The organism is Sphingorhabdus sp. M41 (genome assembly GCF_001586275.1).
Lineage (GTDB): Bacteria > Pseudomonadota > Alphaproteobacteria > Sphingomonadales > Sphingomonadaceae > Parasphingorhabdus.
The window spans coordinates 1,069,687-1,096,320 of record NZ_CP014545.1 but is presented as its reverse complement, the minus strand read 5'-3'; the positions used below and the strand labels follow the sequence as shown (position 1 = coordinate 1,096,320).

Annotated in this window: 20 protein-coding genes; 5 read left to right on the top strand and 15 right to left on the bottom strand. The window is 56.4% G+C overall.

What is annotated here, in order from left to right:
- Window positions 1–57 precede the first annotated feature (57 nt).
- A complete protein-coding gene (gene rpsB, locus AZE99_RS05265) occupies window positions 58–969 on the bottom strand; it encodes a 30S ribosomal protein S2 (protein WP_067198651.1) in 912 nt (303 codons plus the stop codon).
- Between the two features lie 262 nt (window positions 970–1,231).
- A complete protein-coding gene (locus tag AZE99_RS05260; RefSeq protein ID WP_197460258.1) occupies window positions 1,232–3,448 on the bottom strand; it encodes a PAS domain S-box protein in 2,217 nt (738 codons plus the stop codon).
- A gap of 238 nt (window positions 3,449–3,686) precedes the next feature.
- Between AZE99_RS05260 and AZE99_RS16260 the strand changes: the two genes are divergently transcribed.
- Window positions 3,687–3,929 (top strand): hypothetical protein, encoded by a 243-nt coding sequence (locus tag AZE99_RS16260; protein ID WP_197460257.1) that lies wholly within the window; start codon window positions 3,687–3,689, stop codon window positions 3,927–3,929.
- Here AZE99_RS16260 and AZE99_RS05255 read toward each other — a convergent pair.
- Window positions 3,877–4,671: a CDP-alcohol phosphatidyltransferase family protein gene (locus AZE99_RS05255; protein WP_067198647.1), complete on the bottom strand. Its 795-nt coding sequence runs from the start codon at window positions 4,669–4,671 to the stop codon at window positions 3,877–3,879. The genes AZE99_RS16260 and AZE99_RS05255 overlap by 53 nt on opposite strands.
- Before the next feature lie 37 nt (window positions 4,672–4,708).
- Window positions 4,709–5,443 carry a phosphatidylserine decarboxylase gene (locus tag AZE99_RS05250; RefSeq protein WP_067198645.1) on the bottom strand — a complete coding sequence of 245 codons (735 nt, stop codon included), beginning with the start codon at window positions 5,441–5,443 and terminating at the stop codon, window positions 4,709–4,711.
- Window positions 5,444–5,636: 193 nt separating this feature from the next.
- On the opposite strand from AZE99_RS05250, the gene AZE99_RS05245 reads away from it, so the two are divergent.
- Entirely contained in the window at window positions 5,637–6,863 is a 1,227-nt protein-coding gene (locus tag AZE99_RS05245) for an NADP-dependent isocitrate dehydrogenase (RefSeq protein ID WP_067198644.1), read from the top strand.
- Window positions 6,864–7,167: 304 nt separating this feature from the next.
- Window positions 7,168–8,997, top strand: coding sequence for a cation:proton antiporter domain-containing protein (locus tag AZE99_RS05240; protein ID WP_082788253.1), 1,830 nt, complete (start codon window positions 7,168–7,170; stop codon window positions 8,995–8,997).
- Here AZE99_RS05240 and alaS read toward each other — a convergent pair.
- From alaS to dapA, 7 genes are all read right to left on the bottom strand, one after another.
- The gene (gene alaS, locus AZE99_RS05235; protein WP_067198642.1) at window positions 8,975–11,623 is read right to left on the bottom strand and encodes an alanine--tRNA ligase; all 2,649 of its coding nucleotides are present in this window, start codon (window positions 11,621–11,623) and stop codon (window positions 8,975–8,977) included. The genes AZE99_RS05240 and alaS overlap by 23 nt on opposite strands.
- A 72-nt stretch (window positions 11,624–11,695) precedes the next feature.
- Entirely contained in the window at window positions 11,696–12,322 is a 627-nt protein-coding gene (locus AZE99_RS05230) for a glutathione S-transferase family protein (protein WP_067198641.1), read from the bottom strand.
- A 317-nt stretch (window positions 12,323–12,639) separates the two neighbouring features.
- Window positions 12,640–13,728, bottom strand: coding sequence for a recombinase RecA (recA, locus tag AZE99_RS05225; protein WP_067198639.1), 1,089 nt, complete (start codon window positions 13,726–13,728; stop codon window positions 12,640–12,642).
- A 147-nt stretch (window positions 13,729–13,875) separates the two neighbouring features.
- On the bottom strand, window positions 13,876–16,317 hold the full coding sequence (locus tag AZE99_RS05220) for a response regulator (protein ID WP_082788252.1): 2,442 nt from the start codon (window positions 16,315–16,317) through the stop codon (window positions 13,876–13,878).
- Entirely contained in the window at window positions 16,307–16,921 is a 615-nt protein-coding gene (locus AZE99_RS05215) for a DUF2062 domain-containing protein (protein ID WP_231862691.1), read from the bottom strand. Before AZE99_RS05215 ends, AZE99_RS05220 begins: the two co-directional genes overlap by 11 nt.
- The gene (gene smpB, locus AZE99_RS05210; protein ID WP_067198637.1) at window positions 16,914–17,396 is read right to left on the bottom strand and encodes an SsrA-binding protein SmpB; all 483 of its coding nucleotides are present in this window, start codon (window positions 17,394–17,396) and stop codon (window positions 16,914–16,916) included. The genes AZE99_RS05215 and smpB overlap by 8 nt, the downstream gene beginning before the upstream one ends.
- Window positions 17,396–18,271 (bottom strand): 4-hydroxy-tetrahydrodipicolinate synthase, encoded by an 876-nt coding sequence (gene dapA, locus AZE99_RS05205; RefSeq protein ID WP_067198635.1) that lies wholly within the window; start codon window positions 18,269–18,271, stop codon window positions 17,396–17,398. The genes smpB and dapA overlap by 1 nt, the downstream gene beginning before the upstream one ends.
- A gap of 114 nt (window positions 18,272–18,385) precedes the next feature.
- Here dapA and AZE99_RS05200 point away from each other — a divergent pair, with 114 nt between their 5' ends.
- Window positions 18,386–20,377 (top strand): lytic transglycosylase domain-containing protein, encoded by a 1,992-nt coding sequence (locus AZE99_RS05200; RefSeq protein ID WP_082788251.1) that lies wholly within the window; start codon window positions 18,386–18,388, stop codon window positions 20,375–20,377.
- A 40-nt stretch (window positions 20,378–20,417) separates the two neighbouring features.
- Window positions 20,418–21,869: an alpha/beta fold hydrolase gene (locus tag AZE99_RS05195; RefSeq protein WP_067198631.1), complete on the top strand. Its 1,452-nt coding sequence runs from the start codon at window positions 20,418–20,420 to the stop codon at window positions 21,867–21,869.
- Window positions 21,870–21,921: 52 nt separating this feature from the next.
- Here AZE99_RS05195 and AZE99_RS05190 read toward each other — a convergent pair whose 3' ends face one another.
- From AZE99_RS05190 to AZE99_RS05175, 4 genes are all read right to left on the bottom strand, one after another.
- On the bottom strand, window positions 21,922–22,902 hold the full coding sequence (locus tag AZE99_RS05190) for an ornithine cyclodeaminase family protein (protein WP_067198629.1): 981 nt from the start codon (window positions 22,900–22,902) through the stop codon (window positions 21,922–21,924).
- 6 nt (window positions 22,903–22,908) lie between these two features.
- Window positions 22,909–23,796, bottom strand: coding sequence for a bile acid:sodium symporter family protein (locus tag AZE99_RS05185; protein WP_067198628.1), 888 nt, complete (start codon window positions 23,794–23,796; stop codon window positions 22,909–22,911).
- A 27-nt stretch (window positions 23,797–23,823) separates the two neighbouring features.
- On the bottom strand, window positions 23,824–25,038 hold the full coding sequence (locus AZE99_RS05180) for a dipeptidase (RefSeq protein WP_231862690.1): 1,215 nt from the start codon (window positions 25,036–25,038) through the stop codon (window positions 23,824–23,826).
- Between the two features lie 78 nt (window positions 25,039–25,116).
- Window positions 25,117–26,616 (bottom strand): amidohydrolase family protein, encoded by a 1,500-nt coding sequence (locus AZE99_RS05175; protein ID WP_197460256.1) that lies wholly within the window; start codon window positions 26,614–26,616, stop codon window positions 25,117–25,119.
- Window positions 26,617–26,634 lie beyond the last annotated feature (18 nt).

Genomic DNA, 26,634 nt, shown 5'->3' with positions numbered 1-26,634 from the left:
CCGCCCCCTATTTGTTTTGTTACAGTCAATATATGACCGCAGAAAGAAGCTTCAAGTTCAGGCTTTTTCGCCTGCCTTTGCATCATCTTTCTTGACAGCAGCCGCCTTCGCTTCTTCTGCCGGCGCTTTTTCAGCTGACGTCATTTCTGCCGCTATTTCAGCAATATCGGCAACCGCCGCTTCTTCGCCGGACGTCATGGCACTGGCATTGGCTTCGCTCGACACGATCTGCTCAACCGGAGGAGCAACCGCTGCTCCGAGATCTTCGCCAGCTGCAACCGAAGCGTCCTGGCCGCCCTTGGTGGCTGCGGCAGCAACGGATTCACAGTAGAGGCGAATCGCCCGTGCCGCGTCATCATTGCCGGGAACCGGGAAAGCGATGTTGCTTGGATCAACGTTGGAATCGAGAATTGCGACAACCGGAATACCCAGAACATTGGCTTCCTTGATTGCGAGTTCTTCCTTGTTGGCATCGATCACGAACATGACATCAGGAATGCCGCCCATGTCGCGAATACCGCCAAGCGAAAGTTCCAGCTTGATGTGCTCGCGCGTCATCTGCAGGACTTCTTTCTTGGTAAAGCCAGCGGTGTCACCACCGAGCTGCTCTTCCAGGGTTTTCATCCGGCGAATCGAGTTGGAAATCGTTTTCCAGTTGGTCAGCATGCCGCCGAGCCAGCGATGGTTTACGAAATGCTGGCCGCTCGCGCGCGCTGCTTCAGCGATAGGCTCTTGCGCCTGACGCTTGGTACCAACGAACAGGACCTTGCCACCAGCCGAAACGGCATTGGCGATAAAGTCGAGCGCCCGTGCGAACAAGGGCACGCTCTGCGAAAGGTCAAGAATGTGGACGCTGTTGCGGGCACCAAAGATGTATGGTTTCATCTTCGGGTTCCAGCGGTGGGTCTGGTGGCCGAAATGCGCTCCGGCTTCAATCAATTGCTGTAGGGTGACGACAGGGGCCGCCATAATATTTCTCCTTATCCGGTTATGCCTCTGGAAAGCTGAGAACCTCGAACGACCTGAAAGACCGCTATTGGCACCGGTATGAGTGCTTTCCATGTGGAATGAGCGTGCCGTTAAGGCGAAGCAGCGGAAAATGCAACCACAAATTACAGGAAGGTAACAACCTGACCATAAACAGCGCCGACTGGAATCGTTCGCGCCAGCCTCATAATTCCGTCCGGCGGGAGGTTCCGCGACGACCGCACCGGAACCTCGGCAGCTTCGCTCAGCCGACTTGCCCCGGACTCTGGCTTGCCGTTGCGTCAAGCAACTGCCCCAATTCTCTGATCAAAAGCGTCGATTGAATTGGCTTAGCAAGATGAGGAGCATCGGAAAATGCCGGTGGACGATCTTCTATACTGCGGCCAGACACCGAGAGATAGGGAGTTCCCGCCTTGGAAAGCAGCTGGGCAACGGGCTCGGACGTTTCTCTGCCCAAATTGATATCCAACACCGCTGCATCGCACATCTGGTGCTCCAATATCGCAAGCGCTGCCGCGGCCGTTGCCACTGGACCAGAGATTTCAAATCCGGCATCTTTCAATATTGCAGATATTTCCATTCCAATGAGAATCTCGTCCTCTACGACCAGAATGCGTCGGGTCTCCGACGAGCTTGCCCGCCCCTTGTGCGGAGCCGCCTGCGATTGCTGGCTCGACACCTCTAAATTATCGAGCACCTTTTCGGCCGGACAGGATACATGACAGACAAGACCAGTCGGGAGCCAGTCCAGCGTAACCTCACCATCGATGCTGGCTTCCAATATCTGATCAATTACCGTGGACCCAAAGCCGTTTCGAGATGGCTTTTCAACCTTCGGCCCTCCCCGCTCGATCCAGTCCATCAGCAAGCGCTGTTCAGAACCTTCGCTCTCGTCGAGTTGCCAGACAATTTCGATCGTCCCTTCGTCATTGGACAGCGCGCCATATTTTGCAGCATTGGTAGCGAGTTCATGCAGCGCCATTCCAATCGCCTGAGCCGCCGGCGCCGTGATTTTGATAGACGGCCCGGACAGTTTTATCCGCGCGCCGAATATATCCTGAAAATGCCCCAGCTGCGATCTGACGAGTTCATCCAGCGGCACATTTTGCCAATAGCTGTTTACCAGAACATCGTGGCTGGCCGAAAGCGCGAGTATGCGTTCGTCAAAACGCTGCGCGAAAGTATGGGCGTCATTCGCAGCTGTCTGGCGTGCGATCACCTGCACCAGTGTCAGCATGTTTTTCGCTCGATGGTTGACCTCTCCCATAAGCAGTTGCTCTCGCGCTTCCGCGAGTTTTCTATCGCTTATGTCATGGGCAATTTTGGACGCGCCCACGATTGTCCCTGCAGAATCGAAAATCGGCGAAACGGTGACCGATACGTCGACCTCCCGCCCATCCCGGCACAAGCGCACCGTTTCGTAATTATTGACCTGCTCGGCGCGACTGATCCGCGCGAGTATGTCTTCCTCTTCATTTTGCCGGTCGGCAGGAATGAGCGCGCGAATGGATTTCCCGATCATCTCCTCGGCCGAATAACCGAAGATTTTTTCCGCTCCATTGTTCCAGCTCTTTATCGTTCCATCCAAAGCCTTGGATATGATTGCTTCGCTGGAACAAGATACAATGGCTGCGAGATGGGCCTGCGCTTCTTCTGCGCGCTTGCGATCGGTGATGTCGCTAATCGAAGCATAGAAAAGATTTTCGACGCCCGGGAAAAACTGTATCTGCACCGCAACATCGTAAATGGAACCGTCTTTCCGCTGATGCTGCGTTTCAAATAGCTGGTTTGCGACCTCGCCCTTCCGCAACGGCGTCACATATTGAATGAATTCTTCCTGATTAAATTGCGGCTTGATATCCCAGGGCGTCAACAGACGAAGTTCTTCCATTGAATAGCCAAGATTTTCCCGAGCCCCCCGGTTTACCAACTCGAAATGATAGCTATCTCCGTCAAAAATATAGACTTCACTGACCGAATCCTCGACGATACGCCCGAACCTTTCGTTGAGCGAAGCCGTTGCCAGCCGCTCGAGTTCAGCCGCTGCGCGCCCGGAGAACACTTCGACCACTTCGGAAGCCTGCTCTGCATTTTCAAACGGCTTTTCATCCAGCACGGACAGCAGACCCAGAATTTCCCCTGATGAACTCCGCAACGGCGTTCCGACATAACTAACAGCGCCCATGTCTTTCAACATCTGGTCCTGCGGAAAAAGATCGACAATATTATCGGGAAAACAACAGGCACCCTGCCCCACGATATTTTCGCAGGGGCTGTCTTTCAGATCATATTCGAAATTCTCGCCGGGCCCATTGTCCCATACCGCCACGGTACAGGCTTTACCGCGGTCAACCGGATGAAGAGTACTCAAAAGCACCCATCGCGCCGAAAGCGCTTCGGCCAGCGCTTCCACCATCACCGGGAAAAATGCTTCTCCCACGACCTGGGAGCAGGATGCCAATTTGGCCTGAATGGATGGAAAAGAAGAAACAGTGGTTTTTGGCGGTTGAGTAATATGCACCATCGATCAGTTCCCAAAGAACGACCAGTTAAAAGGTTCATACGCTTACTGCAACAGATACTTGCGGCCGCAGCACGCCGTTTGCCCCCGGATTCCCGGCTGCAATCAAATAGCGCTTGACAATGAGAACAGATATGGAACATTAAGGGTTCATTGATAGAACGAATGGAATCAACACATGCTCAGTATCGCTATCTCTTCCTTTTTTCTGCTCGCGTTTGCGGGCTCTGCCATAGTCATTTCGATGATGTTTTTCCAATATAGGGACAGGATTGCCAGCGTCATTCGCAACGGGGTGCGGGTCGATCCGTCCGAAGCGATTTTCCAGTCAACGCCCTATCGGCACCGGACAGTTAAAACGTCGCCGCTTATGGCGCAGCATCGCTCGCCGCAGCGCGTGCCGCTGCGCGCTGCCGCTTGACCTTCGCATAGCTGCGGACACTGAACGGTATCAATATCAGATAGCCGATACTGATCGCGGACAGCATGATCCAGGGAGAATTGATCAGCGCAACTCCGATCAAGGCGATGATGGCAATGGCCTCCAGCCTGATATTTTTACGCAAACGCAGGGAAGACCAGCTGTAGGTCGCGGTGTTGGACAGCATCAGAAAAGCAATCAGCACGATCCACGGAGACACCAACGCATAATGGCGAAAGATTTCCTGATCGGTAATCATCCACAGATATAGCGGCAACATCGCTAGGCCGGCACCGACGGGCGCCGGGATACCGGTAAGAAACCCGGCCGATTTATGTGGTTGGTCTTCATCATCGATCAACGCGTTGAAGCGAGCCAGCCTGAGGGCACAGGCAACGACCATCGTAAGCGCCAGAACCCAACCGAATTGCGGCATATATTGAGTCGACCACAGAAACATCACCAGCGCAGGCGACACGCCGAAGGCGATTACATCCGACAACGAGTCCAGTTCCGCACCAAAACGGCTCTGGGCATTCAGCAAACGGGCAATTCGGCCATCCAGGCCATCCAATATGCCCGCCAGAACGATCGATGCCGCGGCCAGCACCCAATTGTCCATATAGGCGAAACGAACACTGCTCAAACCGACGCAAAGCGCCAGCGCCGTTACTGCATTCGGAACGAAAGCGCGCAGCGGAATCCCGCGTTCGGGTCGCTTGAGTGAACCTTTGTTAGCCATCAGCTGTACTGCAACCCGCGATTTGGCGATCCGGCGATCATTGGCCTACACCTTCAATTTCTTTTGTCTGCCCGATCACGGCGATGACGGTTTCACCGGCAATCGCCCGCTGCCCCAACACGACATTTGATTCGGTCCCCTTGGGCAGATAGACATCGACCCGGCTACCAAATCGTATCAGTCCGATGCGCTGGCCAACGGCAACAAAATCGCCTTCCTTGACAAAGGCCATGATCCGCCGGGCCACCAGACCTGCGATTTGGGTAAAACCGACCTTGAGCCCGTCGTTCCGCTCCACCAGGAAATGCTGCCGCTCATTTTCCTCGCTTGCCTTGTCCAGATCAGCGTTCAGAAATTTTCCGGAAATATAGGCCTGCCGTTTGACGGTTCCCTCAATCGGCGTCCGGTTTACATGGACATCGAAGACGCTCATGAATATCGAGACCCGGATCAATTCCTCATCGCCAAGTCCACCCTCACCCTGCAGTTCAACAGGCGGCTTTACCGGCATGATCAGATTGACCAGGCCGTCAGCGGGCGAAACAATATATTTTTCGTCGAGCGGCGTGACCCGTTTCGGGTCCCGGAAAAAAGCCAATACCCATATGGTAATAGCCGCCATCGGCCAAGCGAGGGTCTCCCAGGCCATGACTGCAAAAAACGCAGTAATTACTCCGGCGATGACCGCGAATTTCCGTCCCTCTGGATGGATCGGCGGGAAAGCCCATTTGGCTTCACCCAGCCCCTTGTTCGAATATTTTTCAATTGCCATGGACGCTACTTAGTGGCGAGCCATTGTCCTGACAACACTCCCGTTGATATATTGAAAATCCTCGACCGGAAAATTGCTCAGCCATCAGCAAGCCGAGCCAGCAACTCTGGGTTGAACAAATGACAATCTTTGCTAAGAGGCTCGCAACATCATTCCTCCCTCTTGTTCCCGTTTCAGGAAAGAAATAAACGATATGTCGAAAATCAAGGTCAAAAACCCGGTCGTCGAAATTGATGGCGACGAAATGACGCGGATCATCTGGCAATGGATTCGCGAGCGGTTGATCGAACCTTATCTCGACATTGATCTGCATTATTACGATCTCTCGATCGAAGTCCGCGACGATACCAACGACAAGATCACCGTAGACGCGGCCAATGCGATCAAGAAGCATGGCGTCGGCGTAAAATGCGCGACAATCACCCCGGACGAAGACCGGGTCGAAGAATTCGGTCTGAAACGGATGTGGAAATCGCCAAACGGCACCATCCGCAACATTCTTGGCGGCGTCGTGTTCCGTGAACCGATTGTGATCGACAATGTCCCGCGGCTCGTGCCCGGTTGGACCGATCCTATCGTTGTCGGCCGTCATGCCTTTGGCGACCAGTATCGTTGCACCGACTTCAAGGTGCCCGGACCAGGCAAATTGCGGTTGGTCTGGGAAGGCGACAATGGCGATTCAATCGACGAAGAAGTATTCCAGTTCCCCTCCCCCGGCATTGCCATGGCGATGTACAATCTGGATGACTCGATCCGGGATTTCGCCCGCGCATCGATGAACTATGGCCTGAACCGCGAATGGCCGGTCTATCTGTCGACCAAGAACACGATCATGAAGGCCTATGACGGGCGCTTCAAGGATCTGTTCGAAGAGATTTTCCAGGAAGAATTCAAAGCCAAGTTCGACAAGGCCGGAATTACCTACGAACATCGCCTGATCGATGACATGGTTGCTTCAGCCTTGAAATGGAGCGGCAAATTCGTCTGGGCCTGTAAAAATTATGATGGCGATGTCCAGTCGGACACGGTTGCACAGGGCTTCGGTTCGCTTGGCCTGATGACTTCGGTGCTGATGACCCCGACCGGCGATTGCGTCGAGGCGGAAGCCGCGCACGGTACGGTCACACGCCACTACCGCCAGCATCAGCAAGGCAAGGCGACATCGACCAACCCGATCGCCTCGATCTTCGCCTGGACCCGCGGCCTGATCTATCGTGGCAAATTTGATGATACGCCAGACGTCACGCGCTTTGCCGAAACATTGGAACGAGTCTGTATCCAGACCGTTGAAAATGGCGACATGACCAAGGATCTCGCGATCCTGATCGGACCAGACCAGTCATGGATGACGACCGAACAGTTTTTCGAAGCGGTTCGTTCCAATCTGGAGACGGAAATGGAAAACTGGCAAAAGTCTTAACGGATTGAAGGGAATTTCGGGCGAGTGGATATCCTCTCGCCCGAACCCTGGTCCAATACCACCCAAAGACTGTGCCGCAATAGCGGCGCAATCCCCCTTTCCCGCGCAATTATCTGAAGCTCGTGGATGCAACGCATCTGCTAGCCTTTTTACAAACACCGCAAATCGATGACATCGCATAGATAGCGTTGCCAAGAACCGGAGACCCCGCTGGCAATCACCATGTCGCGGCCATTTTTCGGCAATTGCCTTCTCCTTCACGTAAGCTGCTGACAAACAGATCGTTCGTATATAGGGTCGCTCCATGCACAGTCCTCTCGAAAATCCAGCCTTCATTGACGCAATCGTCATTCTTGGCGCGGCAGGGATCGTGATTCCCGCCTTTACCCGCTTCCGGATCACACCGATCATCGGGTTCATATTGGTCGGCCTCCTGCTTGGACCGTCGGGCCTCGGCTCGCTGCAAAGCCAATATGAATGGCTACAATTTGTCACGATCAGCGACCGCGAATCGATCGAGCCATTTGCCGAAATGGGCATCATCCTGCTGCTATTCTCCATCGGACTGGAGCTCTCGTTTAAACGTCTCTGGTCGATGCGTCGGCTCGTATTCGGTGTTGGTGCGGCGGAATTGCTGGCTTCAGGCCTGATTATCGCATCGGTTTTATATCTGCTGGGTCAAAATTCCGCCGGGGCATTGGGCCTAGGTCTTGCCCTCGCCCTGTCCTCGACCGCTCTGGTGCTACCGATGTCCGGCACCAAAAGCCCGGTCGGACGTGCCGCTCTGGCGATGCTCCTGTTCGAGGATGTCGCCATTGTCCCGATCATTTTCCTCCTCGGAGCCATTTCCCCGGCGATCACCGCCGATGGCGGATGGGGTGATCTGGGACGAACTCTGTTGCTTGGTGGCGCGGTCATCATCGGCATGCTGGTACTCGGACGATTACTGCTACCCCGCATCTTTGCGCAGGCGGCGCGCACAAAGAGCCCGGAACTGTTCCTCGCCGTCAGCTTGCTGGTCATAATCCTCGCGAGTCTGGCAACCGCCGCAACCGGATTGTCACCCATCGTCGGCGCCCTGCTCGCTGGCCTGCTCATCGCCGAAACCGAATATCACGGGGAAGTCGAAGTCATCACCCAGCCGTTCAAGGGGCTGGCGCTTGGCGTGTTTCTGATCACCGTCGGGATGCAGGTCGATATTCGCGTAGTACTTGAGAATTGGGGCAGTCTGCTCACCGCCGTCGTCGGCGTTGTTCTGGTAAAGGCTGCGGTGACCGGCGGGTTGCTCCGCTTCGCAGGTGCTAGTGCCGGAACGGCTACCGAAGCCGGTGTTTTGATGTCGAGCCCGTCCGAAACCACCCTGATCGTATTGGCCGCGGCGACACAGGCGCAGCTCATCCAGCCCCAAACGGCGGCATTCTGGCAGATTGTGACGGCCATCGGCCTGACCATTACCCCGTTGCTGGCCCGGTTTGGCCATGACATCGCTCGGCGGATGGAAATGCGCAGCGGCGGTGGTGCAGCGGCCGATGAATTGCCGGTTGAAGCCCAGCAGACGATCATCATCGGCTTTGGCCGGGTCGGCAAGCTTATCGCCGATCTGCTGACAACCCATGACCAGAAATATCTGGCGGTCGAAACCAACATCGATACGGTCGCAAAGGCCCGCCGCGAGGGCTATCCGATCATGTTCGGCAACGTATCTCGCAACGAAATGCTCGACCGTTTGCGACTGGGGCATGCAAAGGCTCTGGTCCTGACGATGGACGAGCCGGTGCTGTCGGTACAGATCGTCAAAAAGGTTCGCGCCTGGGTGCCTGACCTGCCGATCATTGCAAGGGCGCGGGACATAGAACATGCCGCCGAACTTTATCAGGCCGGCGCAACCAATGCCGTGCCCGAAGCGCTCGAGGGTTCGCTGCAATTGTCGGAAGCCGTGCTCGTCGAAAATGGCGTGGCCATGGGCCCGGTCATCGCATCGATCCACGAACTGCGCGATATCTACCGCAAACAGATACAGGAAGAAGGCGACCTGGATCAGGAACCCAAGCTCAAATCATTCTCCACATCTGTCGGACAGGCGACAGCTGACGATTTGGTGCCGGACGGGCTCAGCCCGCAAGAACAGACCTGATAGCGGCAATCGCATCATCGGCCTTCGCGCCGTCGGGACCGCCGCCCTGCGCCATGTCCGGACGACCGCCGCCGCCCTTCCCGCCAACGGCGGCAACACCTGCCTGAACCAGATCAACCGCGCTGAAGCGCCCGGTCAGATCGTCAGTCACACCAACCGCAACGGTTGCCCGACCATCGTTCACCGCAACCAGTGCGCTTATGCCGCTCGACAATTGCTTCTTCGCCTGGTCAACCAGACCGCGCAATTCCTTTGGATTCAGGCCCTGGATCACCTGACCGCTGAAGGTCACATCGCCGACGGTTTCCGCTTCCGCTGCTTTTGCTCCGCCGCCATCACCGGCCAAAGCCAGTGCCTTTTTCGCCTCGGTCAGTTCGCGCTCCAGTTTCTTGCGCTCGTCGATCAATATGGCCACGCGATCCGCGGCTTCTTCAGGAGAAGACTTCAGCGCTGCGGCAATCGATTTGAGCTTGGCATCGCGATCCGCCAGCCACAGTCGAGCCGCTTCGCCGGTCAGCGCTTCAATCCGTCTGACACCGCTGGCAACCGCGGATTCCGACACGATCACCATCAGCCCGATATCGCCCAGAGCACTGACGTGGGTACCTCCGCATAGCTCGACCGAATAATCCAGATCGGCGTCCTGGCCCATCGAAAGCACCCGCACCTCGTCGCCATATTTTTCGCCGAACAAGGCAAGCGCGCCTGCGGCTACCGCGTCATCCGGGCTCATCAATCGTGTCGTCACCGGACTGTTACCGCGAATCTGCGCATTCACATCAGCCTCGACGGCCTGTAACTCGGACTCGGTCAGTGCCGAGACGTGCGAAAAGTCGAACCGCAGACGATCGGGTGCGACCAGACTGCCCTTTTGCGTCACATGGTCGCCCAGATGATGCCGCAGCGCCTTGTGCAGCAAATGGGTGGCGCTGTGATTGGCCCGCAGCGCGGTGCGCCGATCCTTATCCACCGTCAGATGGACCATATCACCGACCGAGACGGTACCCGACTTGATTTCAATCTGGTGGGCATGAAGCCGTCCGAGCGGCTTTCTGGTGTCGGTGACGGCGGCAGCGAAACCGTCCGCGCCGGAAATCTCGCCAGCATCGCCCATCTGACCGCCGCTTTCACCGTAGAACGGCGTCTGGTTGGTCAACAAGGTTACCGTCTCGCCGCTTTGGGCCGTATCTATTTCAGCACCATCCCTGACCAGCGCAACCACGACGCCTTCGCCTTGCTCGGACGTATACCCGGTAAATTCGGTGCTGCCTTCCCGTTCGGCTATATCGAACCAGACAGTATCGGACGCCTGGTCGCCGGACCCTTTCCAGGCGGCACGGGCAGCGGCTTTCTGTTCCGCCATCGCCTTGTCAAAGCCTTCGCGATCCACACCCAGCGACTGGGCGCGCAAGGCATCTTCGGTAAGATCATAGGGAAATCCGAATGTATCATAAAGTTTGAAAGCGGTTTCCCCGGGCAGGATATCGCCCTCGTCCATATCGGCGATTTCCGCATCGAGCAGCTTCAGGCCGTTGGCCAATGTCTGCCGGAAATTGGTTTCCTCGCGCAACAATGTCTCTTCGATCAGCGGCTTGGCGCGGATCAGTTCGGGGAAGGCATTGCCCATTTCACCGGTCAGCGAACCGACCATCCGGTGCATCAATGGATCCTTGGCGCCCAGCAGATGAGCATGGCGCATCGCCCGCCGCATAATCCGCCGCAATACATAGCCGCGGCCTTCGTTGGAGGGCAGCACACCGTCGGCCACAAGGAAGGATGATGCGCGCAGATGGTCTGCAATCACCCGATGGCTGGCCTGGTTATCACCGGTTGTCGAGGTCCCGGTCAGCGATCCTGATTCGGCGATCAGCGCCTTGAACAGGTCTATGTCATAATTGTCGTGCACACCCTGCATGACCGCAGCAACACGCTCCAGCCCCATGCCAGTGTCGATAGACGGTTTGGGCAGAGCAACGCGATCGCCTTCGCCGCGCTGGTCATATTGCATGAACACGAGATTCCAGATTTCGACAAAGCGGTCACCGTCTTCGTCCGGGCTGCCGGGAGGGCCACCGGCGATATGCGCGCCATGGTCGTAGAATATCTCGCTGCACGGACCGCAAGGGCCGGTATCACCCATTGACCAGAAATTGTCATCGGTCGCGATGCGGATGATCCGCTCGTCCGGCAGTCCGGCGATTTTCTTCCACAGATCAAAGGCTTCGTCGTCTGTATGATAGACGGTGACGGTCAACCGGTCGGGTGAAATACCCCATGTCTTTGTAATCAGGGTCCACGCATGCAGGATCGCCTGTTCCTTGAAATAGTCGCCGAAGGAGAAATTCCCCAGCATTTCAAAGAATGTATGATGTCGCGCGGTATAGCCGACATTGTCCAGATCATTATGCTTGCCGCCAGCCCGAACACATTTCTGGCTCGACGTTGCGGTGGCATAAGAACTCTTCTCCGCTCCGGTGAAGATATTCTTGAACGGGACCATCCCGGCATTGATGAACATCAGCGTCGGATCATTATAGGGAATGAGCGGCGCGGACGGGACGATCTCGTGACCTTCGGCGGCGAAATAGTCCAGAAAAGACCGTCTTATATCATTGGTTGTTTGCATGAATTCGACTTAGGCGAGCGATCTGCCGTTGACAATCCTGCATTGCATGAGCGGGCGAATTCAGTGCCCTGTTCATGCATAGGCATAGGGACCGCCTTTTTCGAGTGCCGTCTGATATTGCGGGCGGGCATGAATGCGTTCCAGCCATGCCAGCAGATTCGGATAGCGCTCATCCAGCCCGGCGCGGGATTGACAGGCCTCCAGCGGGAAGCTCATCATGATATCGGCAGCGGTGAGTTGATCACTGGCAAAATAGTCGCGCTCCGCCAGTTCGGTTTCCAGCCAGACAAGCAGGTCCGTCACCATCTGGCCAACCGGTTTGCGCGCCGGCAGGCCGAGCAGGCCGAGACGGCCGACGACCAGCAGCCCATATAAGGGCGGCATCATCGACCCCTCGGCGAAATGCAGATATTGCGTATAGAGGCGCGCGCCCTTTGCGTCTTTCGGAGCGCCCAGCCTGCCACCGGCCTTTTCTACCAGATATTCGGCAATCACCGCGGTCTCGATAATCACCTCGCCATCATCCTCGATCATCGGAGATTTGCCGAGAGGCTGAATGGCTTTCAGACTGTCCGGAGCTTTCTGGGTCTTGGGGTGGCGTTCGTAGCGTTTGATTTCATAGTCCAGACCGAGCTCTTCGAGCAGCCAGATGATCCGTTGCGAACGGCTGTTTTCGAGATGGTGAAGAATGATGGTCATGGTGATATGGGCCTTCCGGGACGCTCAAAGTTGGGGGCAAGCAAGCCTCTTAAACGGCCATATGTCAATCTTTTCCAACATTTGGCCGGTATATTGCGAAGCCATGGATTGCAGATTCAAAAATGGGCCGTCCTTGATGTCGGGGGACAGAAGGACGGCCCTATGCCAGGGATCGCCTCGGGGGAGAGTGATCCGGCAAAACTTGCAATGTCTATATTTCTTCGTCCCAGCGCCGACCGGGCCAGCAGAAACGGTCTTCAAAAAATGGTGAGGTCATCAGGGCGGTGACAATAGTCACCCCCTGATAGTCCAGTCACTTATTTTTCGTCGTCACCGTCATCGGCCTTACCAATCGGTCCCGTCATCATTTCCTCGGCAACTTCTTCCTGCTTGCCGCGGATCTGGTTTTCCAGCTTCTCCATCATTTCCGGATGTTCCAGGAGGAAGCGCTTCGAATTCTCACGCCCCTGCCCAATGCGGACCGAGTCATAGGAGAACCAGGCACCGGATTTTTCGACGACGCCGGCTTTCACGCCCAGATCGATAATTTCGCCGACCTTGGAAATGCCCTGACCGTACATGATGTCGAACTCGACCTGCTTGAACGGCGGCGCCACCTTGTTTTTGACCACTTTGACGCGGGTGGTGTTGCCGACAATATCATCGCGTTCCTTGATCTGGCCGGTACGCCGGATGTCGAGCCGAACCGATGCATAGAATTTCAGCGCATTGCCGCCCGAGGTGGTTTCCGGATTGCCGTACATCACGCCGATTTTCATGCGGATCTGGTTGATGAAGATCACCATGCATTTGGAGCGGCTGATCGAACCGGTCAACTTGCGCAGCGCCTGGCTCATCAGGCGCGCCTGCAGGCCAACATGGGTATCGCCCATTTCGCCTTCAATTTCCGCGCGCGGCACCAGAGCGGCCACCGAATCGACGACCAATATGTCAATCGCATTGGACCGGACCAGCGTATCAGTGATTTCCAGCGCCTGCTCGCCGGTATCCGGCTGAGAGATGATCAATTCGTCCGTGTTCACGCCCAGCGCCTTGGCATAGACCGGATCAAGCGCATGTTCTGCGTCGACGAAGGCAGCCGTGCCGCCATTTTTCTGCGCTTCGGCAATGACGTGCAACGCGAGCGTTGTCTTGCCGGAGCTTTCCGGTCCGTAAACCTCGATCACGCGTCCTTTTGGTAACCCCCCGATTCCCAACGCGATATCCAGTCCCAGGCTACCGGTCGAGATAGCTTCTATTTCCAATGCCTTGCGCTGGCCCAGCTTCATTGCCGAGCCCTTGCCGAAGGCGCGATCGATCTGCGCCAATGCGGCGTCGAGCGCCTTTTGTCTGTCTGATGAGTTCAACTGATTTTCCGATTCTACGACTTTTAAATTGCCGGCCATTTGCCTGTCCCCTTCGCTAAATGCTTAACCATCATCAATCAATGATTGTGACGATGTACCGCATTTGTTCTTATAGAACAAGAGGGGAACGAAATTATTTTACGAATATTCTAACGTAATGATTAATAACAGAAATGTGCTTAAAATTCATATTTTCTTGGCATGTTCGGCCAAAGTTTCCCCTACCGCTTCGGCTATTTGCGCCACGGAAAAGGGTTTCGGCAGAAAATTGACCTTGTCGACATCAATTGACTTGCGCAATTGCTCCTCGGCATAGCCGGACATGAACAGGATCGGCATATCCGGATAGATTTTCCGAACATGTTTCGCCATGGTCGGGCCGTCCATATTGGGCATCACCACATCGGACACAATCAGGTCGAACTGCCGTTCGCTTTCGTCCTGAACGGCCAGTAATCCCAAGGCTTCCTCGCCTTCGCTGGCCGTCACCACAGTGTAACCCTGACGGGTCAGGGCCCGCTCTGCAACCGCACGAACCATATCCTCATCCTCGACCAGCAGGATGTGAGCGCTACCCCACAATTCCTTCTTGGCCGTCGCCTTGACCGGCAGCGAATCCAGCTTGGCCCGCTCCAGGTCTTCCTTGGTGGGCTGGTGAACCGGGAAGTAGATAGAAAAAGTGGTACCCTTGCCGAGCTTGGAATCGGCAAAGATATAGCCACCGGACTGTTTGATGATCCCGTAAACCGTCGACAGCCCCAAGCCGGTCCCCTTGCCAACCGCTTTGGTCGTGAAAAATGGTTCAAAAATCTTGCCGATCACATGCGGAGGAATACCATTTCCGGAATCGGTGAAAATCAGAGCCGTATAGTCTCCGATCGGCAGGATTTCGCTTTTCAACGCGCGGACATCGGCCGCCACCACCGCTTGGGTCGAGATTGAAATCTTGCCGCCCCCTGGCATCGCATCGCGAGCGTTGACGCCAAGATTGATGATGACCTGCTCCAGCTGCCCCGGATCGGCGCGGACCAGACCCAAGTTGCGGCCATGCCGCACTTCCAGCTCGATCGTCTCGTCGAGCAGGCGCTTGAGCAGATTCGAGACATCCGCCACCACGTCAGGCAACTGGATTACCTGCGGGCGCAGGGTCTGCTGGCGCGAGAAAGCAAGCAGCTGGCGGGTTAGCCCCGCAGCCCGGTTGCTGTTATTCTTGACCTGCTGGATATCGTCATAATCGCTGTCACCCGGCGCATGACGCAATAGCATCAGGTCGCAATGACCAATGATGGCGGTGAGAATATTGTTGAAATCATGAGCCACGCCCCCGGCAAGCTGGCCAACAGCCTGCATCTTGGTCGCCTGAGCCACTTGGCTCTTCAATTTTGACTCTTCGCTATTATCGCGGATCGACAGCAGCACCGCCGCCTCACCCAATCCGCGAACGCCGGCAATGCCCAACGCGACCGGCTCTTCTCCACCATTGCGCAGCCGCACCGCCAGATCCCCTGTCAGAGCCGGGCCGCTCGCATAGCGGCGCACGGCATCGGCAACCGCCGATTTGTCATCTCGGATCATCAGGTCGCCGGGATAGAGCGGCTTTTCCTTATCATCGATCCCGGCGATTTTGGCGAAGGCCTCGTTGAGAAACAGGAAACGTCCGTCGCGATCGGCCAGGGCGAGCCCCAGTGGAAGAAGCGACAGCATCGATTCCACCTGCTCGAGCGCCATGCCGCGCTCCACCATACCGCCGTCATCATCGATCAGCAGAATCAGTGCCGGTCCCTTTTCCTTTTCCCGATCGAGCGGAACATGGAACAAACGCACCGGGGTGCCGTGCCGTCCGTCTCGCTCGAAAAAGATCGTGCCCTTGTCATCGGAGCGCAGAAAATTGATGAAATTGCGGCCCGATATATTCGCATCAACCCGCCCGGTAGCGCGTAACGCAAAGGCCTGATTGGACGCGCGAATCCTTCCTTCGCCACCGATCACACTGGCCAATATACCGACTTCCGAAAAGGCACGACCACCGCCGCCGCTGACCAGACCGATCATCTCCTCCATAATGTCAGCCTGAATCTGCGGTATCATCTGCCAGAGCAGATATTCATCGCCCTGCCCGGCGCGAACGACTTTTGCGTTATATTCGGCAACCCCACGCTTCAGGCCCTCGGCATAGCCTCGACCATCGCGCCACGCGGTTCGACCAGCGGTCGCGAGCAGTTCATTGCCGCCATCGTGTAACGGCAATTCGGGAGGAACGGCTGCACCATTAAACCATTTGGTGAACAGCTCGTTGGCACAGACCAGCCGGCCAGCCCGATCGGTAATTGCCAAACCGATAGATGACTGATCGGCAACCATGCGCGTAACCGCCCAATCTTCGGGGTCGGAACGATCCTGACCGGCGGCGATATTTTGCGGCCGCAGAAAATAGGCAACCCCCATCAAGCTCAGCACGAGAGCGAGAAAAGCGATGATCAGGGTAATATTCTGCACTTGCCAGTATAGCAGCCCGGCCGATGCCAGCACCGCTAGCAACAGCAATACGGCCCTTGTCCGGACATCGGTCTGCACCTTGCGTGTGCTCGGATTCAGCAATCCGTTTTTGCCCGGGGCTTTACTGGCCATCGCCGGTCCGGTCGGCGAGAATTTTGCTCAACCGCCCTTTTCGCTTGCGTCCAATCCACCAGCGCCATCCAAATGAACTGATCAAATAGCCGATGCTGGCAAAAAATATCGCGAACATCAGAAACCCGAACGCCGTTACACCGGCCTCGCGCACCAGCCAGCTGAGCCATTGGCCAAATTCGCTCTGTATATGCGTATTGATCGGCTGCCCGGCGGTCATCGCATCTATCTGCAAGACGAATTTTCCGGTTTGGTTGGCCGCGGCAATCCAGAATGGATAGGTCAAGGGATTGGTAATGAAAGTCGTTATCGCTGCGATCGGCACATTGGCGCGCACCGGAAGCGCCAGAAAAACTGCAGCGAATATCTGGCCGACGGGGACCAGAAAGGCCGCCAGCATCCCCAAGGCGACACCACGCGGTACAGAGCGTCTGGTGAAGCGCCAAAGCTCCGAGTGCAGGAAGCGATGGGCAATGGGCTTGAGATATTTATTCTGCTCCATTGCCGCACGGGTCGGCATCTTGCGCTGGAGCCAATGAACAACGAACATGATCAAACGCGCAGCAAAATCCTTGTCATGGATATTGGGCTTGGGATCAGCCATGTTCGCGCATCAGCCGACCCTGCTGCCTTTTCCAGTCGCGGTCTTTTTCGGTCTGTCGCTTGTCCGGCGCTTTCTTGCCCTTGGCCAGTGCCAGTTCCAGCTTCGCCCGACCCTTGCTGTTGAAATAGATCGACAGCGGTACAATCGTCATGCCCTTGCGCATCACCGCGCCATGCAGCTTGTTTATCTGGCGCCGGCTCAGCAGCAATTTGCGCGGACGCGTCGGGGTATGATTGTGCCGGTTGCCATGGCTCCATTCAGGAATATTGGCGTTGATCAGCCAGACTTCGTCATCCTTCACCTCGGCATAGCTTTCGGCGATTGAGCCCGACCCGAAGCGTAGCGATTTCACTTCCGTACCGGTCAACATGATTCCAGCTTCAAATTTGTCATCCAAGAAATAGTCATAGCGCGCACGCCGGTTTTCGGCGACGACCTTCTGCTTGTCAAATTCCTTCGGCCGCGGTTTTGCCATCAGATCAGCCCAGCCCCTTCAAGAGCGGCATCCACAGCCATGCGGCTGGCTTCGGACGGCGGTGTCATCGGCAAGCGCAGATCGGTCGAGAAATCTCCGAGAACCCGCGACATGGCATATTTGATCGGGCCGGGAGATGCGTCCGAGAACAAGGACTTGTGCAGCGGATAGAGCACATCGTTCAGCTCGCGCGCCTTGGCATAGTCGCCTGCGGCGCAGGCAGCCTGAAACTCGGCGCATAATTTGGGTGCGACATTGGCGGTGACCGAGATACAGCCAACACCGCCGGCGGCATTGAACGCCAGCGACAGCTCGTCCACGCCCGACAGCATCACGAAGTCATCGGCGCAGTTGAGCCGGTGCGCGGTGACCCGGTCGAGATCACCACTGGCATCCTTGATCGCCACGACATTGGGCAGTTTCGACAAGGCCGCCACCGTGTCAGGCATGATGTCCGTCACCGTACGGGCTGGCACATTGTAAAGAACCAGCGGCAAATCAACATTTTCCGTCAGCGTGGTAAAATGCGCGGTAATGCCTTCCTGATTGGGCCTGTTATAATAAGGGGCGACGACCAGACCGGCCGCTGCGCCGCATTTCTTGGAGAAATTGAGATGCAGCAAGGCATTGGTTGTGTCATTGGATCCACAGCCAGCGATAACCGGTACCCGGCCAGCCGCCTGCTCTATGCATATTTCGATGACACGGTGATGCTCGGCATTGGACAATGTGGAAGCTTCGCCGGTAGTTCCGCAGGGAACGAGAGCGCTGCTGCCCTGGTCGATTTGCCAGTCCACCAGAGCGCGAAACTGGTCTTCGGCAAACGATCCGTCGCGAAAGGGAGTCGCCAGAGCCGGTATTGAGCCCGAGAACATCTAATAATCCTTTATGTTTGCCTTGGAAATTGGCAAAGCCACCACCAAGTCATTTTCAATATTAACGGTGATATAGTTCGCCGTTCAGCGCCTGATAAGGAGCCTAGCCGTAAAATGTCCAGCATGGTATCAAGATTTGTTATAGCGGCACTGCTTTTCAGCCCTGCCACCTGCATGGCAGCCGACAATATCGGCGAGCAAATGGGCTGGCAAAATGAAAACGCAGGCCTGTCCGATCCGACCGGCGGCAATGCGGTTCTGGGCTTGCAACGCTGGCGCGTGTTAACGCAGTCAGACAATTATTCTTTTGAAGATTATGCCGGGTTCTTGGTGACTTTCCCCGGCTGGCCAGAAGACACGAGGATGCAACGCAACGCCGAACAGGCGATCAATATCAACAGCTTCTCCCCTGCCCGTGTACTCGCCTTTTTCGGTCGATTCGAACCGATCACCAACGCGGGTGCTGCAAAATTCGCAGTTGCCCTGCAAGCGACCGGGAAGCAGGATCTGGCTAAGCAATGGGCCAGAACCGCCTGGCGTGGCGGCACTCTGACCGACGAGGATGAAGCTGTACTCATCTCGCGGTTCAGTTCCGCATTCAGCGTCGATGATCATGACGCGCGGATGGACGCGCTGTTATGGGCGAGAGCGACGCGGGATGCAGCGCGCCAGTTGAGCTTCACCTCGTCTACGCGGCGACCGGTGTTCGAAGCGAGACTATCCCAGCTAACAGAATCTTCCGATGCCAATGACAAGGCCAGCGCAGTCGGCGCTATTGCTCGCGATGACGCTGGCTATCTGGCCGATCGCGCCCGCTATTTACGCAATCAGGGCCAAAGCGCGGCGGCGCGGCAATTGCTAGCCACCCGTCCGGAATTGCGCGTCAAGCCAGCGGCTCCCGATACCTGGTTCGAGGCAATGCTGATCAACGCCGAAGCTGCCGCCAATGACCGGCAATGGTCGACCGCCTACAATATCGCCACGAAAATCGAGGATGCCTATGCCGTTCCGACCCGGATCGCCGATCAGAATAGCCGGGTGCGGGATAAATATTCCGATCTGGCATGGATAGCAGGCACAGCTGCCCTGAACGGCATGCGGCAACCGGCCAAAGCGGTGCCGATGTTCGATCTCTATGCGCGATCCTATGATTCGCCCAACATCACATCCAAGGGCTATTATTGGGCCGGCCGCGCGGCCGCCGAAGCCGGGCAGAAGGAACAGGCCAAGGCCTATTTCGAAAAAGCCGCTGAATTCCCAGACCATTTCTATGGTCAATTGTCACTGGAACGGCTGGGGCGTCCACTCCCGGTCTTCAATCGCAAACCTGCGATCGAGATAACCGAAGAAGACCGGAAAGCCTATGACAGCGAGCCACTGGTCATCGCGGCCAAGGCTTCGATCCGCACCGGTCCCTGGCGCGAGCAGATCCGCTTTCACCGGGCGCTTGCCTATAACGCCAAGACAGCCAAGGATTATGTGCTGCTCAGCGATCTTGCAACTCGCATCGGCGCACGCGACCTTGGCGTGATCAAGGGTATCAGCGCCTTGAGCGCTGGCGTCGGCGCGATTGACGAAACATCCTTTCCGACCATGAATGTTCCCTTTGGTCATGAAAGCAGCTGGACCCTGATCCACGCGATCACCCGTCAGGAAAGCCAGTTCGCCGAAGGCGCGATCAGCCACGCTGGTGCCCGCGGCCTGATGCAGCTAATGCCCGGCACTGCCCGGGAACAGTCGGGCAAGGCAAATCTGTCCTACAATCTCTCGTCGCTGACCGATGATCCGCAATATAATATCCGCCTCGGTAGCGGCTATATCCAGCGGATGATGGATTATTATGGCGGCAGCTACCCGCTCGCCGTCGCGGCCTATAATGCCGGCCCCGGCAATGTGAACAAATGGCTCCGCGCCAATGGCGACCCGCGCATGGGCGGGATCGACTGGGTCCAGTGGATCGAGGATATTCCGATTTCCGAAACCCGCAATTACGTCAAGCGGGTGCTGGAAAATGCGGTGGTCTATGACACGAAAAACCCGCGCGGCCCGACGATCCGCAGCGACACGCCGCTGACGCGCTATATCGGCAAAAATTATAAGGGTTGAGTCCTCGGCCTTCCGCTCAATTTCAGTCCGAAAGTTGCCAGTGAAATATCTCCAGACAGTCCTTCCTGCCGTTCTGGCGACCATAGCCTTGAGTGCCTGCGCCACTCCCGATGAACGGATCGCAAAATCCGGATCCACCGCCTGCGACGACCGGAATGTGCACGCGAATCTGTCCGACAGCCTGTGTATCGAAACCACAATCGATCACAGTGATTCGCAGGATGAGCCCGTCCAACTGTTCGTCCGCAAATTCCCCGCCCGCGGCGAGCATCAGGGCGAGATATGGCTGATTGCCGGCGGACCCGGCGAATCCGGTGCCAGTTTCTATGCGGACATAGATTTCTTCAGACAGACATTTGCCGATTATGATGTCATGGTTCCCGACCATCGTGGCACCGGCTACTCGTCGAAATTGTGCATGCCGGAGGAAACGCCGGATAGCGCGGATGGGCTGGCCCTCGCCGGCGCGGAATGGGGGACCTGTTTCGGGCAGCTATATGCAGACCCCAAGAGAGCCAATAGCTTCAGCCAGAGGAACGCCGCCCGTGATCTCGACACGCTCGTTTCGACACTGGGTTCCAACGGAAAAACGCTGGTTTATGGTGTGTCCTACGGAACTTCGCTGGTGCTGGAATATGCCAGGCTGGCGACCACCGATATCGACGGCATCATCCTCGATTCGCTGACACCCGCGCCGTCCGATCATCTGAATGGCCTGTCCTATCGTTCGCAAACCACCGACCGGGTCGGAATGGCCCTGCTCGATCGCTGTGCAGCAGACAGCAATTGCAGTCTGGGAAAAGATGCAGTCGACACCTATCGTGCTTTGCTCAAAGATATAGATGCAGGGGCAGACATGCCCGGTCTGGATAGCATTCCCAATGGCGACATCCGGCAACTGCTCGGCCTGCTTCTCGATGTGCCAAGCGCCCGCAACCGGATTCCCGATATCATTGCCGCCTTGTCGAACAGAGATGCCGCAGCGGGTGCGCTGATCCAGAATATCATTCAGAGCGCCGAGGCATATTGGAGTAATATCACCCGGTTCCAGCAGGCGACATCTTCAATTCCCCTGTCCGCGATCATCACCGGCTCCGAATCCAACAGCCGCCCCGAGCTGACAGCCGAGCAACTGGCAGCAGAAAAAGCAGCTCTGGGATTTACCAGCCCGCTCCCCGGCCTGCTGGTGAGCAACCAGTTTCCACTATATGAAGCCCCCCCGGCGCTGGCAATGCCCGTCGCCATGCCACCGATGCTGATTTTGCAAGGCACATTAGACCCCAAAACACCCTATGATTCCGCGGCAAAACACGCAGCCAGCCTCCGCGCCAGCGCTTCAGTCACAATGCTGACCTTAACCGACGCTCCCCACGCAGCCTATATCACAAGCCAGGATTGCCTGACCGAACCACTCGCGCGGTTTGCCAAAAATCCGAAAGCCGTCAGATCGCAGACCTGTGCCCCGGCGGATGTCGCGATCAAATTTCCGTAAAGAACCGCGATATCGGACATAGCAATGCGGCAAAGCGACCGGTCAGCATTGCCTATAAAGATAGCTCGGTTCCCAGCCCCTTCGCTTTGGATTCGCTCAAGATATATTTTGCCGCAGCAATATCCTGCGCCGCGATCCCGAGCGATTTGTAGATCGTCACATCCTGATCGGCTGTCCTGCCTTTTGCTTTCCCCAGAAACACATCGCCAATCTGCGGGACCATATCGACGCCGGAAATAATGCCCTGATCCAGCGCAGCGAGCAGTTCCCCGGCCTGATCCAGAGCGGCTGGCAGATGATCGACAATGAAGCGGCTATTCGCCAGCATATCGGGCGCAATCTCCATTACCCCTCTATGGCTTGCTCCGACGCTATTGACGTGCATGCCTGCCTCAAGACAGCTTGCGTCAAGCAGAGGCGTCGGCGAGGCAGTGACCGCAGTGATGATATCTGCGCCTTGGGTGGCTGCATGGAGGTCGCCGACGGCGGTCAACTTCACTGACGTAGCGGTCTGCAATCCAGCGACCAGCGCCCGAGCCTTTTCCAGGCTGCGTCCCCAGATACGGATTTCCTCAAATTGCCGCACTTCGCACAGCGCATGAATATGGCTCTCTGCCTGCTCGCCCGTACCAACAACCAACATGATTTTGGCATCCTTGCGCGCCAATATGTCCGTCGCGGCAGCGGTCATGCTGGCGGTGCGAATGGCGGTCAGCGCATTGGCATTCATGATCGCCAGCGGCTCGCCATGCTCGGCATCGAACAGCGTATAAAGACCCATATGAGAAGGAAAACCGGCCTCGGGATTGCCCGGATAGAGGCTGAGCAATTTCACACCAAACGCCCGATCATCGCCGCCCAGATAGCCGGGCATCACGCCCAGTTTATTGTCACTATCTGGCAAAGGTATGGCCTGCCGCAAAGGCAAAACGCTATCGCCCCTGGCCACGGTTTCCATCGCCTTGCGCATCAGCTCGATACATTTTGAATAGCTCAATATCGAGGTGATTTCTTCTCCGGAAATATAATACATTCTGTCTTATGCCCCAGCCGCTGAATTTGCAGGCCGACCGAATATTTTCGCGAGTTTTCCGGATCGCCAGATGCGGACCAATATGAACGCATTCACAAGCATGAGCACGCCATATAGGGTCGGGATCACAGCCAGCACGATATCGTTCATCACCGCCATGGTCAGAAAGGTAGCGACCGTGGCATTTTGCACGCCCACTTCTATGCCGATAGTAATCGAGTCCCTATCGTCCAGCCGGAACATTCTTGCCAGCCACAGGCCCAGCAGCATTGCGAATATGTTCAAAGCCAAGACCGCAGGTCCGGCAATAGCAATATTCTGCCACACCAGATCGGCGCTGATATAGACCGAAAAGCCGATGACGCAGAGCAACACAATCAGCGCAGCCGGCCGCAACCAAACAACCAGCCGCTCTGCAAGTGCCGGAACCCCACGGCGGATGATCATTCCCAGGACAATCGGCAATATGGTCATCTGAAACAGACGGCCAACCGTATCTACAACAGAAAAGGCTGGCGCCGTGCCTTCTGTCATAAAATAGTCCAGCGACAGATTGATCAGAAGCGGCGTCGACAAAACCGTGACCAAGCTGGCTATCGAGGTCAGCACCACGGACAGAGCCACATTGCCCTTGGCGGCAAAGACCACCGCATTGGAGGTTATTCCGCCTGGGCTGAACGCCAGGATCAAGAGACCGATGGCGAGCGCGGGCGGCAGTCCGAACAGGATCACGACCGCGCAACCCAGCGGTGGCAGCAATAGCAGCTGACCGATCAGGCCAGCGCCAATGCTCCTCCGGTTTTGCAGGACGTAAGCGAAATCCTTGACGGTCAGGGAAAGGCCAAGGCTGAACATCACGGCGATCAAGCCCCACCCAATAATGACGGTATTCACATAAGTGACGAGTTCCTGGCTGATCGGCTAAACTCCTGTCCAGACGTCATCCATCAGGCGCAGAAAATTGCCGCCGAGTATCTTGTCGATACGCGCTGCCTTATGGCCTCTTGATTCGAGCATATCTGCTAGTTTCCAATATTTGTCCGGCCCCTGCAAGTCAGGGAGCATGGGAACGATGTCAGCCGTTTCCCCCTTCGCGCCGATACCAGCTGCCCGGCGCGCAGCGACTTCCTTCCTGATCATTGCACGATAGGCGGACATGTCATCAACGGCGGAAACGCCGCCATCACTGCCGATGCCAACATGATCCTCACCACAGACATTGATCGCATGTTCCATATGCGCAACCAGATCGGCAGCCAGCGCCTGACGTCCGGTTGCCAGAAAGGGCATGTAATACATGCCGGCAACACCGCCTTTGTCGGCCAGCAATTTCAATTCCTGATCGCTTTTGTTGCGCGGCAGATCGGTGACAGCGCGGCAACCGGTGTGCGTAATCGCGATAGGGACTTTGGAAGCAGCCAGCGCATCCAGACAGGTGCGTTCGCCGCTATGACTGAGGTCCACCAAAATATTATTGGCGTTGAGCTGTGCCACCACCTCGCGTCCAAATTCGGTCAGCCCCCGGTTTTCGGAGACCATCGATCCGTCGCCGATTTGATTGCGGACATTGTAAGTGAGCTGAATGACCCGCACGCCCAGATTGGCGAAAATTTCGACACGGCTCGCGTCATCCCCCATCATTGCTGCATTCTGAAACCCCAAGATGACACCGGCCTTGCCCGAACCGTGGGCATCACGAATATCCTGTGCCGTCAGTACCTTAGCCAGACGGTCATTATTTCGCCTGATCAGAGCATCCCACTGCCCGACTTCCCGGACGCTATGTTCGAATGGCTCCATTTCTCCGGCAACATAGCCAATGGTGACATTGACCGCGCTCATTCCGGACGCTTTCACATCCTCGAGCGCGCGTGCGTCGATTCCCTTATCCGGCACTGCTGGATCACCCGATTTCTCTTCCGGCAATATTCGCAGATTAACATTCGATATGCCGCCAAGCCCATCAATGATGATTGGCTTGCGGCCTTTTGCGCCTCCGGCTGTCGGACTGTCCGCACCTGCTTTTGCAGAAGCACCGGTCGCACCCAGTGCCAATCCTGCAGTCATCGTGCCTGCTGCCAACTGGATGACACCGCGTCGCTCGAACGGTCGTTTCAAAATTCCATTGTCACGCATGACTCTCTGTCCTTCGCTGATCGGGGTAGGTCGAATATTCTGTGGAACAGATCGCTGGAATATTTTCATCCCAGACGGTCATTCGGGGTAAACCAGTTCCGGTATATTTTTATGCTCATAGTCTTTCCGCTCAAAACGGTGACCGCGTTTCACGGTCAAACTGATCGAGCGCAGCGCCGAAATATCGGCTAGTGGATCTTGTTTGACAAAGACCATATTGGCGAACTTTCCCGCTTCTAACGTCCCGATGTCCTGTGACTTGCCAAGACCGCGTGCGGCAACCGATGTCGCAGACAGTATCGCCTGCTGCGGGGTCAGCCCGGCATCGGAAACCAATGCCTCCATCTCTTCATAAAGTTTAGGAAAGGGATCGTCGGCGGGAGCCGCCCGGTCCGTCCCGGCAATGATCGGTACGCCGGCCTCAAGCATCGCCCGCGTTATGCCCGCAGCCAGAACCCGTGAACAACCTGGTCGCTGCGGCGTCCCGTCTTCGTTCAACGCCGCCGCCTGTTCAGCCGATATTTCATCATAGACACTCAAGGTCGCTTCCATGATCGTGCCCGATTTCAGGAGCGCGGATATATATTTCCGGATTTCGGGATGTTCGGCCGTGATCCCCTCATAGGATGGCGGATTGTCATGACCATAGCGCTGCTTGTTCCGCTCGCCGACATATCGTGCGATCATGCAGACATGGGAAGCGACCGTTGCACCCAGCGAGTCATAAGGCGTGGCCGGATAGACTTGCAAATGCGACCAGACCGGGAAATTCTGTTTCTTCCCTTCGGCGATGATCGCCTGCACCAGCTTGCCCGGCAAGTTGGCGTAGATCTTGATTCCCGTTGCCGATGTCCCCTTCGCTTGTGCCACCATCAGAGCTATTTCGGAATCTTCGGTGATCGCCTGCATCCAGGGCAGCTTTCCGGGAACACCGCCCAGGCCGGAGGTCACCGTCCGCGGGTCCGAGAAAAAATCCGGGCCAGCCATCAGCGAGGCATAGAAAAGATCGGGAGCGGGTATTTCGTTGACCAGTGACGCGCGCGACAGATCTGCCAATGCCCGGACATCGCCAGCCATGTCGCGGACGCCGGTAATGCCGCCATAAATATATCGTTTCATATAGGCACTGGCGGTCGCCCGGTGCGGCAGCGTCGCCAGATGAACATGGGAATCGATCAGGCCCGGCAGCACATATTCGCCGGCCATGTCATAGACGGTCGCCCCATCAAGCATATCCTCGCTGACTGCCGAATTCGGGACGATTGCCGTGATCCGGTCATCCTGGATCACGATCGCCATGTCCGGACGCGCGTTCTCACTCGTACCGTCAATTAGGACAACATCGCGGTAAACCACCTTGCCTTGCGCGAGGCCCGCTGCCTCAGCCAATGTTGGTTTATGCTGAGCGGGTTGCGCCTCTACAGCAGGTGCTTCTGCCGTTGATTGCTGTGCCTTTGTATTATCCAGGGGGAGCAATGTCGCAGCAATACCGAGAAAAATTGCAGCCACGGCGGAATTTTTCAGCTTGGACCAGTTTTGCTTTGCACAGTTCACGTAACTGTCAGGCGATAGATTCACCGGCTTCTCCTGCGATCG